The 12,973-nt window shown below is 63.4% G+C and carries 13 protein-coding genes; 10 read left to right on the top strand and 3 right to left on the bottom strand.

Going from position 1 to position 12,973, the window contains the following annotated elements; genetic code table 11:
• The first annotated feature begins 160 nt into the window (after window positions 1-160).
• Window positions 161-1,123 carry a DMT family transporter gene (locus HXS65_RS02570; protein ID WP_136938160.1) on the top strand — a complete coding sequence of 321 codons (963 nt, stop codon included), beginning with the start codon at window positions 161-163 and terminating at the stop codon, window positions 1,121-1,123.
• A gap of 81 nt (window positions 1,124-1,204) precedes the next feature.
• Here the strand turns inward: HXS65_RS02570 and HXS65_RS02575 are convergent, their stop codons facing one another.
• The 3 genes from HXS65_RS02575 to HXS65_RS02585 form a co-directional block, all read right to left on the bottom strand.
• Window positions 1,205-1,909 carry an OmpW family protein gene (locus HXS65_RS02575; protein WP_240499562.1) on the bottom strand — a complete coding sequence of 235 codons (705 nt, stop codon included), beginning with the start codon at window positions 1,907-1,909 and terminating at the stop codon, window positions 1,205-1,207.
• A gap of 278 nt (window positions 1,910-2,187) precedes the next feature.
• A complete protein-coding gene (locus HXS65_RS02580) occupies window positions 2,188-2,781 on the bottom strand; it encodes an OmpW family protein (protein WP_065392614.1) in 594 nt (197 codons plus the stop codon).
• A 364-nt stretch (window positions 2,782-3,145) separates the two neighbouring features.
• Window positions 3,146-4,009 (bottom strand): lipopolysaccharide kinase InaA family protein, encoded by an 864-nt coding sequence (locus HXS65_RS02585; protein ID WP_176493018.1) that lies wholly within the window; start codon window positions 4,007-4,009, stop codon window positions 3,146-3,148.
• Between the two features lie 556 nt (window positions 4,010-4,565).
• Here HXS65_RS02585 and HXS65_RS02590 point away from each other — a divergent pair.
• From HXS65_RS02590 to HXS65_RS02630, 9 genes are all read left to right on the top strand, one after another.
• Window positions 4,566-6,167 (top strand): cytochrome ubiquinol oxidase subunit I, encoded by a 1,602-nt coding sequence (locus tag HXS65_RS02590; protein WP_084209032.1) that lies wholly within the window; start codon window positions 4,566-4,568, stop codon window positions 6,165-6,167.
• A gap of 6 nt (window positions 6,168-6,173) precedes the next feature.
• The gene (gene cydB / locus HXS65_RS02595; protein WP_077372590.1) at window positions 6,174-7,307 is read left to right on the top strand and encodes a cytochrome d ubiquinol oxidase subunit II; all 1,134 of its coding nucleotides are present in this window, start codon (window positions 6,174-6,176) and stop codon (window positions 7,305-7,307) included.
• Window positions 7,308-7,397: 90 nt separating this feature from the next.
• Window positions 7,398-7,499, top strand: coding sequence for a cytochrome bd-I oxidase subunit CydX (gene cydX, locus HXS65_RS02600; RefSeq protein WP_024951692.1), 102 nt, complete (start codon window positions 7,398-7,400; stop codon window positions 7,497-7,499).
• 58 nt (window positions 7,500-7,557) lie between these two features.
• Window positions 7,558-7,860, top strand: a complete 303-nt coding sequence (locus tag HXS65_RS02605; protein WP_167593034.1) for a cyd operon YbgE family protein — start codon at window positions 7,558-7,560, stop codon at window positions 7,858-7,860.
• 506 nt (window positions 7,861-8,366) lie between these two features.
• A complete protein-coding gene (locus HXS65_RS02610; RefSeq protein WP_136938157.1) occupies window positions 8,367-9,473 on the top strand; it encodes a glycosyltransferase family 2 protein in 1,107 nt (368 codons plus the stop codon).
• Complete coding sequence (locus HXS65_RS02615; RefSeq protein WP_084209029.1) at window positions 9,463-9,882, top strand: GtrA family protein; 420 nt, start codon at window positions 9,463-9,465, stop codon at window positions 9,880-9,882. Before HXS65_RS02610 ends, HXS65_RS02615 begins: the two co-directional genes overlap by 11 nt.
• 5 nt (window positions 9,883-9,887) lie before the next feature.
• Window positions 9,888-11,099, top strand: a complete 1,212-nt coding sequence (locus HXS65_RS02620) for a hypothetical protein (RefSeq protein WP_176493019.1) — start codon at window positions 9,888-9,890, stop codon at window positions 11,097-11,099.
• The gene (locus HXS65_RS02625) at window positions 11,074-11,799 is read left to right on the top strand and encodes a hypothetical protein (protein WP_176493020.1); all 726 of its coding nucleotides are present in this window, start codon (window positions 11,074-11,076) and stop codon (window positions 11,797-11,799) included. The genes HXS65_RS02620 and HXS65_RS02625 overlap by 26 nt, the downstream gene beginning before the upstream one ends.
• A gap of 186 nt (window positions 11,800-11,985) precedes the next feature.
• Complete coding sequence (locus tag HXS65_RS02630) at window positions 11,986-12,825, top strand: mechanosensitive ion channel family protein (RefSeq protein ID WP_240499561.1); 840 nt, start codon at window positions 11,986-11,988, stop codon at window positions 12,823-12,825.
• The last annotated feature ends 148 nt before the right edge of the window (window positions 12,826-12,973 follow it).

Here is a 12,973-nt window from a genome sequence, read left to right on the forward strand (position 1 = left end):
GCGGACTGTATCCCCTGAAAAAGCCATTCTCTGTATCTTGTATCCCCTGGTGCCTTCGCGGCAAGCTCATGTCACATCACGCCGGCGATGCCTGACGCGCTCGGTGTGAGCGCTCCTCGGGACAGTGAGGTCCCGTCTCTCGTGCTCTGGAGTCAATCTGATGTGGATGCCGTTGACCTTCGTCTTCCTGTTCGCCACCGGGTTCATCGCCGCACGTTTCGGCACCCTGGATGCTGAGCCTTTCACGCTGCTGCTGGTGCGTAGCCTGCTGGTACTGCCGGTGCTGGGGCTGATCCTGTGGATACGCCGCAAGCCGCGCCAGTGGGGGCAGCGCCATGACAAGCTGGCTCAGATGGGCATCGGCATGCTGTTGCACGGCGCCTATCTGGGTGGCGTGTTCGCGGCGGTCAAGGCCGGGCTGCCCGCGGGGCTGACGGCCTTGCTGGTCAGCCTGCACCCTCTGGTGACGGCGGCGCTGTCACTGCCGCTGTTCGGTATCCGTCTGGGCGCCAGGCAGTGGCTGGGGCTGGGGTGTGGCGCGATTGGCGTCAGTCTGGTGCTGGGGGCGGGCGTGCTTCAGGGGGCAGGCGCCGCAAGCGCCACGCTCGAGTGGCCGATGATCGGCCTGCTGTGGTGTCTGGTGGCGCTCATCGGCGTGTCCAGCTCGACGCTGTGGCAGAAGCGTGTCGGTGGTCGGATGGGGCTGGTGGAGGGGCTGGTATTCCAGTATCTGGGAGCGGGCTGTGTCTTCCTCATCGCAGCCAGCAGCGTAGGTAGCTTCGCCTTCGACCCGACGCCTCGTCTGCTGCTGACCCTCGCCTGGCTGGTGATCGCCATCTCGGTGGGTGCCATCTGGTTGCTGATGCTGATGCTCGAACGTGGCGAGGCCCACCAGGTCGCACGTACCTTCTTCCTGGTGCCACCGTGTGCCGCGCTGATGGCCTGGTGGCTGTTCGATGAGCAGTGGACCGCCTTGATGGTGATGGGAGCGGCGCTGGTCGTGCTGGGACTGGTGCTGGATCGCCCCCGTCCGGGCAAGGTAGCCAGGGCGCCGGCTGACGACACGTCGCCGTCAGCGCCCGAGACGTCGGCACCGAGCAGCGGGCAGGCCGCCTCGCGCTGATTCGCCCTGAAAGCACAACGCCCCGCCGGCCCGTGATGGGCTGGCGGGGCGTTGTCGTCAGTGGTCAGTCAGATGCGCGACTCAGAAGCGATAGCTGATACCGGCCATGGTCACGATCGGGTCGATCTCGACCTTGTCGTTGACGCTGCCCGCCACGGTGACATCGGAATCGATATCCAGATACCAGGCAGCGACGTTGGCCGCCCAATGCTCATTGATGACCAGGTCGACACCGATCTGTGCGGCCGCGCCCCAGCTGTCATCCATCTCGAGCTTGGTGCCGTCATCGAGGGTTTCATCGGAGAAGTGGGTGTAATTGACGCCTGCACCGATGTACGGCTGGATGCGGGAGTCGCGTCCACCGAGAGGGTAGTACTGCAGTGTCAGGGTCGGTGGCAGATGATCGACGGAGCCGGCCTTCTGGCCATTCAGTGAGATGTCATGCTCGAAATTCTGCGCGGCCAGCAGCTCGATCCCCAGGGTATCGGTGAAGCGATACCCCAGAGTGAAGGCGAAGGCGCTGTCATCATCGACGTCCACGTCGGCACCGATGGCATCGATGCGACCGTTGTCGCTCTTAGGCGAGACCTTGGCGACACCCGCACGCGTCCAGAACTGGCCGGCACCATAATCGAGGTTCTCGAGGCCTGAGTCAGTCGACGAGAACGGCGCAGCGACAGCCGACGTGGCAGTCAGCGTGAGTGCGGCCGTGATCGCCGCCATGCGCAGCGGGCGTGAAGAGGACCGGCAGAAGGAGAAGGGCAAGAAGGACTGTGCGGCTGACATGTTCGCTCCCGAAGTGACAGGGGGTGAGAAAGGAGATGTCAGTCTAGGAGCTCATGTCGACGAAAAATTGATCCATGACAAGGGTTTGCCGTCATGTCCGACAAGGGTCCGTCACACTTGATTCAAATCAAGTTCCGTCTGTCTCGCCGACTGTCCGCGCATGCAAGAACGCCGCAGGCCCTGAGGCCTGCGGCGTTCTTGTGCGTCGTCAATGAGGCAAGGGGATCACCCCTGATGCGTCATGGCTCGGCGCGGCTCGTCAGTGCGTGTTTCAGCACTTAGAAGCGGTAGGTGACACCGGCACCGACGGTGACCGGGTCCAGCTCGGTGTCGTTCACGTCCTGGCCGTTGATCTTGGTGTCGGCCTTGACGTCAGCGTAACGAGCGAAGCCATTGACGGCCCAGGATTCGTTGATGTTGAGGTCAACACCCAGCTCGGCAGCAGCGCCGTAGCTGTCGTCGATGTCCATGCTCTGGCCACCGGCAGACTCACCGGAGAAGTGGGTGTAGTTCAGGCCGACGCCAGCGTAAGGCTGAACGCGAGCTTCGGTACCGCCCAGCGGGTAGTACTGCAGCATCAGGTTGATCGGCATCTGATCGAAGCCACCGTCGCTGTTTTTCCAGTCGGTGCTGAATGCTTCAGTGGACTGCAGAGCAACTGCCAGGTTGTCGTGGAACATGTAGCCCACGGAGCCGGCGAAACCGGATTCATCCTTGGCGATCAGGCCATTGCCGTTGTTGCTCTTGCCGTCGACCTTGGCAACGCCGCCGCGCAGGAAGATGTCGCCCTTGCCGTAGGCCAGTGCAGATTGTGCACCCATTGCCATGGTGCCGGCGATGACGGTAGCAGTCAGGATCTTGATGGTTTTCATGTGATGTTCTCCTTGAAGCTTGTGGCCTCGGGGGCTTCCTGTCGGCGGTGCCTGGCGAACTCGGGGGATGTACCGAGTGTGGCAAGGCTGCCTTGTTCAGGGGACGAGATGAACTATAAAAAACACTGTTCTTTTTGGCAAGCATTTTTTTAGAACAATGTTTGAAAACATATTTGACGTCTTGTTAGCGGATGTTACCGATTATTTCAGAAAAGGTGCATGTCTCGAGGATGAGACTGGAGGTGGCGCAGGACAGCGACAGAGCCGTTCATTTTCACGACAGATTCATGAGACGTTGGTCGTAGGCGGCTCGTGAGGTGAGCGCATGCTACGCAATGCGTGATGCGCCCACCAGTGTGGGAATTCAGCGACGCTTGCGCTGGGCACGTGCTTCAAGCTCGTTGAGCCATCGACTGACCTCGTCACTCTGCGCGGGACAGTCGAGGTAGACGGCCAGAAACTCTCGCCACTCCGCTGCCTGCCAGGCCTTGAGGCGGCGCCACAACACGTAGAGGTCGCGCTGGCACTCGTGACGGCGCAGCACGAAGCGTCGGGTCTTCTCCAGGTCGATGATGACGGCATCCATCTGTTCCTGCATGGCGCTGGTACCGTCGGCGAGGGGCTGTGGGCGGCTGAGGAACAGATGCTTGGGGAACAGGCAGCCGTGCATCATGCCGGCCTGATGAATCTGTCGCACGAGACGTGCGCTGGCAGTGATGACTTGCGTGCGTCGGGTATCGTCCAGCGCCGGCCAGCGTGCATGCCAGTGGTCCAGATCATCGCGGCCGTCGAGATCGAAGGTGATCAGGATGGCGCGCCACTCCTTGCCGGTGCGGCGCTCGCCATACCAGCCGGCATCCACCGAAGGAATGCCCAGCGCGTGATAGTGGCGGATGGCACGCCACTCGCGCGAGAAGGTCGGCTCGCCCAGTGGGCGTGACAGGCTGCGGCCCAGATGGTTGGTCTGGCGCTTGAGGTAGAGGCGATGTGTCTGGCCCTGCTCGTCCTCGAGAGTGAGCAGCGAGACCGTCGAGATGCCTCCGCGCTCACGGTTAGGGGCATCGACGTCCTGGGCGGCCACGTGCCACAGGGCCTCGAACCGGTTCAGGCCGTGGTAATCCAGCAGATTCCCCAGGGCGGGGTCACAGTAGTCGGCATGGCCACGGGGCGCCGTGGCACGTGGGCCCCGAGAGGCGCTGGACAGGGAGTGGCAGGAAAAGGAGGTCATGGCAAGTTCACGAGCGAAAGAGGGGAGGTGGGTCACGGGCAATCCCTGCCGCAGGACCCAGCGATGGATCGCCCTATGATAGTTAGCCTGCTGGTGAAGTGATAGTCGCTGATCGGCAACTCCTGTGTCTGCGCATTCAACACGCGTCGCAGGATTGTCCGAGCCGTGCATGGCTGCTGTCGTGCAGGCCCGCGCGCTGTGGCGTGTGGTGGAAGGTCGCAGGTGTCGTGCAGGTGCGCGAGGTTAGAGCGTTGAGAGGCCGCTGGCGGTCCACTGCGCGCCAGCCCAGCAATGATGCGGGCCATGGACGTTTTCGCTGTCAGCTCATGGGCTTGCGATCCCCGCAGGCGGCGCTTGCCGGAGTGCGGCTGCGACAACCTGTCATCTGGAGCCTGTCGCGAGAGGGCAGAGAATGTCCGACCAAGGTCTTGGTACCACGGTGCCATTGCCTGTGCGCTTGCCGGCGGGAGTCGGGGGGAGACTGCCCCCGACGTCGGTGGCAAGCGCATGCAGAGACGGCAGTCTGGCCGTTCGTCTTATCGCAAAGGGGTTAGACATGATCTCCGATACCGTAGTGGAGCTGTCGCGGTTCCAGTTTGGCATGACCGCGCTCTATCACTTCCTGTTCGTCCCGTTGACCATCGGCATGGCCTTCCTGCTGGCCATCATGGAATCCCTGTATGTGATGACCGGCAAGCAGGTCTACCAGGACATGACCAAGTTCTGGGGCAAGCTGTTCGGCATCAACTTCGCGCTCGGTGTCGCCACCGGCCTGACGATGGAGTTCCAGTTCGGCACCAACTGGGCCTATTACTCGCATTACGTCGGCGACATCTTCGGTGCGCCGCTGGCCATCGAGGGCCTGGTGGCCTTCTTCCTCGAATCCACCTTCGTCGGGCTGTTCTTCTTCGGCTGGGACCGCCTGAGCAAGCGTCAGCACCTGATGGTGACCTGGCTTGTCGCCTTCGGCTCCAACTTCTCGGCGCTGTGGATCCTGATCGCCAATGGCTGGATGCAGAATCCGGTCGGGGCGGCCTTCAATTTCGAGACCATGCGCATGGAGCTGACCAGCTTCGCGGATGTCATCTTCAATCCGGTCGCCCAGGCCAAGTTCGTGCATACCGTGTCGGCAGGCTACGTGACCGGCGCCATGTTCGTGCTCGGCATCAGTGCCTTCTATCTTCTCAAGGGGCGGGATCTGGGCTTTGCCAAGCGCAGCTTCGCCATCGCCGCGGCCTTCGGACTGTTCTCGGTGGCCTCGGTCATCGTGCTGGGCGATGAGTCCGGTTATGAGGTGGGCGACGTGCAGAAGGCCAAGATGGCCGCCATCGAGGCGATGTGGGAGACCGAGCCGGCGCCAGCGTCATTCACGCTGATCGGTCTACCCAACGAGGAGACCCAGCACACCGATTACGGCATCCACATTCCCTATGTGATGGGACTGATCGGTACGCGCTCGCTGGATACCGAGATTCCGGGCATCAAGGAGCTGACCGAGGAGCACCGCGGACGCATTGTCAATGGCATGCAGGCCTATGATCTGCTCCAGCAGCTGCGGGAGGGTCAGGACGATATCGCGACCCGCAAGGCCTTCGATGCCGTCAAGCAGGATCTCGGTTACGGCATGCTGCTCAAGCGCTATGTCGAGACGCCCTCCGATGCCACGCCGGAGATGATCGACAAGGCCGCGGCCGACTCGATCCCCCCGGTGGCACCGATGTTCTTCTCGTTCCGGATCATGGTCGCCTGTGGCATGGCGATGCTCGCGATCTTCATCGTCGCGGTTTGGATGAGTGCCAAGCATCGCTTCGATGTGCGTCCGTTCCTGTGGATCTGCCTGCTGTCGATCCCGCTGCCGTTCATCGCGGTGGAAACCGGCTGGTTCGTGGCCGAATTCGGGCGTCAGCCCTGGGCGGTCGGAGAGATTCTGCCGACCTTCATGGCGGCCTCGAGCCTGGATGAGTCGGATCTGTGGTGGTCCATCGGTGGCTTCCTGGCCTTCTACAGCCTGTTCTTCGTGATCGAGATGTGGCTGATGTTCCACTTCGCGCGCAAGGGACCCTCTTCCCTGCATACCGGCCGCTATCACTTCGAGCGCGGCGCCCTGCGAGACGACGAGGGCATGTCGCTCAATCCTTCGCTGTCATTCAAGGAGTAATGGATCATGTGGGATTACGAGATCCTCAAGCTGTTCTGGTGGGTGGCGGTGGGTCTGCTGCTGATCGGCTTCGTCATCACCGATGGCATGGACATGGGCGCGGCGATGCTGATGCCGCTGGTCAGTCGCAGTGACAGCGAACGGCGCGTGGTGATCAACACGCTGGCACCGCACTGGGATGGCAATCAGGTATGGCTGGTCACCGCCATCGGTGCCGTCTTCGCGGTGTGGCCGGTGGTCTATGGCGCGGCGTTCTCCAGCTTCTATTTCGCGATGCTGACCATCCTGTTCTCGCTGTTCTTCCGCCCGCTGGGCTTTGACTATCGCTCCAAGCTCGAGAGCCCCCAATGGCGGGGCTGGTGGGACCGTGGCATCGTCGCCGGCAGCCTGATTCCCACTGCCTTCTTCGGCCTCATCTTCGGCAATCTGCTGCAGGGCGTGCCACTGGAAGTCGATCAGTACATGCGTGCCAGCTACGACGGCAGCTATCTCGGGCTGTTCAATCCCTTCGCGTTGCTGTGTGCGGCGCTGTCCGTCGTGATGGTGATGCTGCATGGCGGTACCTGGCTGGTGGCGCGTGCCGATGACGCCGTGGCGGCGCGCAGTGCGCGTCTGGTGCAGCCGCTGGGACTGCTTTCGCTCGGGCTGTTTGGCCTGGGCGGACTGTGGGTGTGGTTGTCCGGCATGGGCTACAGCATCGACCAGATGGGCGATACCGGCACGGCGCTAAAGCTGCTGGACAAGCAGGTCGGTCCCGGCAGCTGGATGGATGTCTACGCGCGTGAGCCGCTGACGTTGCTCGCGCCCTTGGGCGCCGTGGCGGGTATCGTCACCGCGATGTGGCTCTCGGCCAGACGTCAGGGCGGGGCAGCCTTCACGGCCAGTTCCGTCGGGGTCGGCGGTGTGGTCGCCACCGCAGGCATCAGCATGTTCCCGTTCATCGTGCCGTCCTCGCGCATGGGCGAGGCCAGCCTGACGCTGTGGGATTCGGTCTCCAGCGAGCTGACACTGTCCATCGTCACCGTGGCGGGGCTGGTGATGGTGCCGACCATCATCCTCTACACCACCTGGTGCTACGTGAAGATGTGGCGGCGCGTCACGGTGAGTCACGTCGAGCAGGACGGACACAGTCTGTACTGAGGCAGGCAGCCGACGCTGCAACCGCTTTTCCCGTACGCTTCATAACTGCATCATTGGGCGAGGGCGCCGCCCTCGCCGGGAGACGACTTCATGTGGTATTTCGCCTGGATTCTCGGTGTACTGCTGGCCTGCTTCGCGGGCATCATCAATGCATTGTGGCTTGAGCAGACTCACACCTTTGACGATGATTGAGGCAGGCGGCCTCAACGATGCTTCTGCGCCGCCGACCGTTCTGATCAAGGAGAGCTCGATGTCACGACCCTGGTACGCCTCACGACCACCGGCCTGGTGCCGAACTCGCCCTGCCCATCTGGCCTCGCTGCTGCTGTCTGCCATGGTGGCCATCTGGATGCTGCTGGGCCCGGATGCCATTGCCTCGATGGCCACCGGGCCGCGCTATCTGATGCTGCTGATTGCGCTGTGGGGGCTGGGGGCCGGCTTCACGCATGGGGTCGGTCTGGTGCCGCGTCATGCCACGCGCGCCTGGCTGCTGGGCGCACCGCTGAGCTGGTGTCTGCTGCTGATCACCCTGATCGCCCTGAGCATGAGCTAGCCACTGCGATGCCTTGAAAGTCCCGAGAGGGGTCACTCCATGAGTGGCCCCTCTTGCGTTGGGGGGGGCGGCGCGAGAAGTGTCACCGAGGAGGCAAGCGAGCCCTTCTTGAGCGGCAGCGACATGCGATATCGCTTTACATCCCGCCAGTCCGCGCCCTATAACGCCAGTGCAACCGCGTGAGAGGGGGCCTGGAGGTCACCGCGATTCGCTCATGCCCTTGGCCCATGCCCTGGGCTTGTGCATCCGGGCGTGGTGAGCGAGGCGTCATTGCAATCCCTCCTGCGAGCCCCACCTAACACAAGAGACCCCCTGTGCGCCCGAGCGTGCTGTCGTGGGGGTATGGCTGGGCGACCGATATCAACAACAATGGTTCACGAGCGATATCCAGACCGCTCTTCGAGGAGGAAGGCATGCGATCATCCGTTGACTCTGCCCGCGGTTCGGCCCGCGGACCCGAGGGAAGCAGGCCGTCCACGGCGTCTGCAGGTTATATCCCGCGCGACATGACACGGCGCCAATCAGGCGACTGGGTGCTGTCGCTGGTGGTGCCGGTGATGAATGAAGAGGAGACGATCGCGCCGTTTCTTGCCGCCATCGATGCCACCCTGGCAGCGCAGGTACCGCACCTGGAAATCCTGTTCGTCGACGATGGCTCCAGCGATGCCACCCTGGCGCGCCTGGACGCTGCAGCGGCCGATGATTCACGCATTCGTTATCTGAGCCTGACACGCAACTTCGGCAAGGAAGCGGCCATGAGCGCCGGCATCGAGCAGGCGCGAGGCGATGCCATCGTGCCGATGGATGTCGACCTGCAGGACCCGCCCGAGGTGATACTCGAATTCATCACCCAGTGGCAGGCCGGCTACGACATGGTCTATGGCGTTCGCGCCGCGCGTGATGAAGACACCGCCACCAAGCGCAAGACGGCAGGATGGTTCTATCGCATCTTCAATCGCCTGACATTTACCGAGATTCCACGGGACGCCGGGGATTTCCGACTGCTGGATCGTCGGGTCGTCGAGGCGTTGCGCCGCATGCCGGAGCGCAACCGTTTCATGAAGGGACTGTTCTCCTGGCCCGGTTACCGCTCGGTTGGCGTCACCTATCAGCGCCCGGCGCGGACCGCCGGCACGACCAAGTTCAACTACTGGAAGCTGTGGAACTTCGCCCTGGACGGCGTGGTGAGCTTCTCGACCTGGCCGCTGCGGGTCTGGACCTACCTCGGCGCGTGCATCGCGGGGCTGTCCTTCCTCTACATCCTCGTCATCATCAGCAAGACGGTGCTGTTCGGCATTGATGCCCCGGGGTATGCGTCCCTGATGATCGCGGTGCTGTTCTTCGGCGGCATGCAGCTGATTTCCATCGGCGTGCTGGGCGAATATCTCGGGCGCCTGTTCATGGAGACCAAGCAGCGGCCGCTGTATCTGATCGATCACGACAGCCTGCAGGATGGCCCCGGTGGCGCTACCTCGCCGGACAGCGGGCTGGACAGCGGCCTCAGCACGGCGCGGGTCTTGCGCGGACAGCGTGACCGTGAGGCCAGTCGCCGCCGTGAATCCTGTCAGAGTGCCGAGCCTGACATGACGCGAGGAGACTCGCGTGAGGGATGATGCCACGTCACGCCAGACGTCCAGCACCGCAGAGCGGGCACGACAGGAAGCCGGCACCGCCACCCGTTTCGGTCTGGTGGGGCTGGCCGCCACGGGGGTGCACCTCGCGGTCGCCGCGTTGATGCTGTTTCTCTGGCCACCGCTCAATGAATTCATCGCCAATATCGTGGCCTTCTGTGTGGCCTTCCAGGTCTCGCTGGTGGGGCATCGACGTCTGACCTTCAAGCGACAGGGCAGCGCCTGGCGGTTCGCGCTGGTGGCGGCCAGCGGCTTCGCGCTCAACAACGGGCTGCTGGCCGTGCTGATCCAGGGGCTCGGCATGAGCGGCTTCGTGGCCATCGCGATCGCGACGCTCTCGGTACCTGTCGTGACCTATCTGGCATCACGACTCTGGGCCTTCAAGGAATGAGCCTCATGAACGACAGCACTGCCATGAAGGCCGAGCGGATGGGCAAGGGGCGGCTGGCGGCCCTGGGGGCCGCGCTGGTCGCCGAGACGCCATCGCCGAGCGAGGCGCTGGTGCGCGCACGCACCGCCAGCATTCCCTGGGCACATATCCTGCTGACACTGGTGATCACGCGGCTTGCGTGGCTGGCCATCGCCGCCCATGGCGATCAAAGCTACCTGCATGCCATGGCCCAGTTCGATGGCAGCTGGTTCAAGGGCATCATGACCCGTGGCTACGATGTCGAAGCCCGGGGCATGAGCGACGGTGATGCCGCCAACTGGGCCTTCTTTCCGCTCTATCCTGCCCTGTTGTGGCTGGTGACGCTGGGCGGCCAGCTCGACCCGGAGCTGATGGGCGTACTGCTGAGCAATGTGCTGCTGGCGGCGGCCCTGGGGCTGGGGTGTCGCTATCTTGCCATCACGCGCCCTGATGCCTCGCCGCTGCTGTTCGTGTGGCTGGTCGCCAGCATGCCGTACAGCTTCTATTTCAGTGCGCTGTACTCGGAATCGCTGTTCTGGCTGTTGTGTCTCGCGTCCCTGATCGACTGGCGCTGTCAGCGCACCGGACGGGTGATGCTGTGGACGTTGCTGCTGTCGATGACACGGGCCACCGGGGTGTTCTGGGTCATCGCCATGGGCATCGAGCTGCTGGCGCGCCTGCGTCTGGCGGCCTTCGCCGAGCTGTGGCGCCGCCCCGACTGGCTGTTGATCGGCGTGATGGGGCCGCTGGGGCTGTTTCTGTTCATGGCGGTGCTCTACCACCAGACGGGCGATGCGCTGGCCTTCAGTCACGTGCAGATCTCCTGGGGCCGCGAGATGGGCAATCCCATCGTCAATCTGGTGCAGGGGCTGGGGTACTGGTTCACGGCGCCGGAAACGCTCCGGCCCGCCTGGCAGGCCAGCATGGCGCTGATCGGCATCGCGTTGATCGGCTGGCTGGGCCTGCAGCGGCGTTGGCTGGAGATGGGCCTGGCGGCGTTCACCCTGTTCATTCCGCTGGCCACGGGGCTGGATGCCATCCCGCGCTACCTGATCGGCATGCCGGTGTTCGTGCTGGCGCTGCTGGATCTGCTCACGCGCCTCCCGAGCCGACTTGCCTGGGGGCTAGTCGCCCTGGGCGCGCTTTTCAACCTCTGGCTGGTGGAGAACTGGTATGACGCCGCATTCTGGCTCGTCTGATGTGAGTGCGGACCTCTCCGTCACTTCGGGAGGGCGCGCCGACGCGCGTTACGGCGTGCCGACCCGCTTGAGCCGGCGGCGTCTCTGGCTATTGCTGGCGACGGCCGCCGTGCTGGCCTTCGAACTCTGCATGCTGTGGCTGGCACGCACCCCTCAGGTGGATGACCACTACCGACGCTACTTCATCGAACACGCCACCACCTGCTATCGCCCGATGGGCGAGGTACCGGTTCTCGCCTTGGGCGAGCGCTATCCCGTGCGCAAGGGGGAGCCGCTTGGGAACTGCGGCGTGCTGTGGGAAGGATTTTATTCGCCCAAGGAGGATCGGCCGGTCAGTGCACGCCAGGCGCAGGTGGGTCTGCGTCTGAAGGTCACGCCGGGCCTCAGGCAGCCGGTCGTGGTGGCACTCGCGCTGTCACGCTATCCCGATGACGCCGAACCCCGCCCGGTGGAGGTGTGGGGGGAAGGCGAGCTGTTGGCCCGCTGGCCGGTGGGCGGTCGTCAGGCCAGCCACGAGGTGGAGGTGCCGGAGCGGTTGATCCAGCCGGACGGCAGCCTGCATCTGACGCTCAAGGGGCCGCCGCCCATTGCCCCGCGGGATGTCGGGATCGATGGCAACAAGTTTCCCGTTGGCCTGCGCCTGGATAGCGTGATGTTGCGCTCGACCCTGGGGCTGACGCCGCCCGACAGTGCTCCATGACCCTGACCGGCGGCGCGCGATGACACTGACGCGGCGGCGATAGTCAGGTAAATTGTGCGCGCGGCAACGTGAATGATCCGTCCGACCGAGCGGCAGTTCGCCTGATGGTGAACGGCTCGCGTCCTATCAAGAGAAAGCGCCCGGTAGTCAGTGACTGTCATCGCAAGGGGCTTACAAGGAGTTAGTGTGGATTTTCTGAATGCCATTCCCATGGAAACCGACCAGTTGTTCGAGCTGGCGTTGTGGTGGGGCGGGACCCTGTTGTCAGCACTGGCCGTGCTGGTGTTCGGGATGTGGGTGGCCAAGCGTCTGACCCGGTGGGTCACCTCGCTGTTGCAGCGCAAGAGCATGGACGAGGCGGCGGCAGGCTTCGTCGGTCAGATCGCCTACGCGATTCTGGTGGTCATGGTGCTGCTGACCGCGCTGGATCAGGTGGGGGTCGATACCACGTCGATGATCGCGGCGCTGGGTGCGGCGGGTCTGGCCATCGGTCTGGCACTGCAGAGCTCACTGTCCAATCTGGCCTCGGGCTTCCTGCTGGTGACGCTGCGTCCGTTCAAGAAGGGCGATTACATCGAGGCCGCCGGGACGTCCGGCAGCGTCGACCAGATCACCATGCTACAGACTCGTCTGGTGACGCCGGACAATCGCAAGGTCACCGTGCCCAACTCCAGCGTGATGTCCCAGACCATCACCAATTATTCGGCACTGCCGACACGTCGTCTGGATCTGGTGGTCGGGGTCAGCTATGATGACGACATCCGTCAGGTCAAGGCGGTGCTCGAGGAGCTGGTCAACAGCGACGAGCGCATCATGAAGGAGCCGTCCTACCTGATCGCCGTGGCGGAACTGGCCGACAGCTCGGTCAACTTCAACTTCCGCATGTGGTGCCAGGCCTCCGACTACTGGGCACTGAAGTGGGACATGACCGAGCGCATCAAGCTGACCTTCGATGAGCGCGGCATCAGCATCCCCTATCCGCAGCGCGATGTGCATATCCATCAGCCGGGCAGGGCGGCCGAGTAAGCCATCTGTCCTCGCGTGATGGCATGCCATGACATGCCGTGATATGACACAAAAGAACGTCACCTTCGGGTGGCGTTTTTTTGTGGCGCGAGTCAGCTACTCTCGAGTGTGGCAGTGGTTCATCCTCCAGGACCGGGAGTGTCGTCTC

Source organism: Cobetia sp. 5-25-4-2, from assembly GCF_013374075.1.
GTDB classification, from domain to species: domain Bacteria; phylum Pseudomonadota; class Gammaproteobacteria; order Pseudomonadales; family Halomonadaceae; genus Cobetia; species Cobetia marina.

Bases quoted from the DNA above. Each gene is read 5' to 3' on its own strand.
- HXS65_RS02625 (WP_176493020.1), top strand. From the start codon at position 11,074: ATGACGCCGCATTCTGGCTCGTCTGATGTGAGTGCGGACCTCTCCGTC.
- HXS65_RS02575 (WP_240499562.1), bottom strand. From the start codon at position 1,909: ATGTCAGCCGCACAGTCCTTCTTGCCCTTCTCCTTCTGCCGGTCCTCT.
- HXS65_RS02620 (WP_176493019.1), top strand. From the start codon at position 9,888: ATGAACGACAGCACTGCCATGAAGGCCGAGCGGATGGGCAAGGGGCGG.
- HXS65_RS02590 (WP_084209032.1), top strand. From the start codon at position 4,566: ATGATCTCCGATACCGTAGTGGAGCTGTCGCGGTTCCAGTTTGGCATG.
- HXS65_RS02585 (WP_176493018.1), bottom strand. From the start codon at position 4,009: ATGACCTCCTTTTCCTGCCACTCCCTGTCCAGCGCCTCTCGGGGCCCA.
- HXS65_RS02610 (WP_136938157.1), top strand. From the start codon at position 8,367: ATGACACGGCGCCAATCAGGCGACTGGGTGCTGTCGCTGGTGGTGCCG.
- HXS65_RS02570 (WP_136938160.1), top strand. From the start codon at position 161: ATGTGGATGCCGTTGACCTTCGTCTTCCTGTTCGCCACCGGGTTCATC.
- HXS65_RS02580 (WP_065392614.1), bottom strand. From the start codon at position 2,781: ATGAAAACCATCAAGATCCTGACTGCTACCGTCATCGCCGGCACCATG.
- HXS65_RS02605 (WP_167593034.1), top strand. From the start codon at position 7,558: ATGTCACGACCCTGGTACGCCTCACGACCACCGGCCTGGTGCCGAACT.
- cydB (WP_077372590.1), top strand. From the start codon at position 6,174: ATGTGGGATTACGAGATCCTCAAGCTGTTCTGGTGGGTGGCGGTGGGT.
- cydX (WP_024951692.1), top strand. From the start codon at position 7,398: ATGTGGTATTTCGCCTGGATTCTCGGTGTACTGCTGGCCTGCTTCGCG.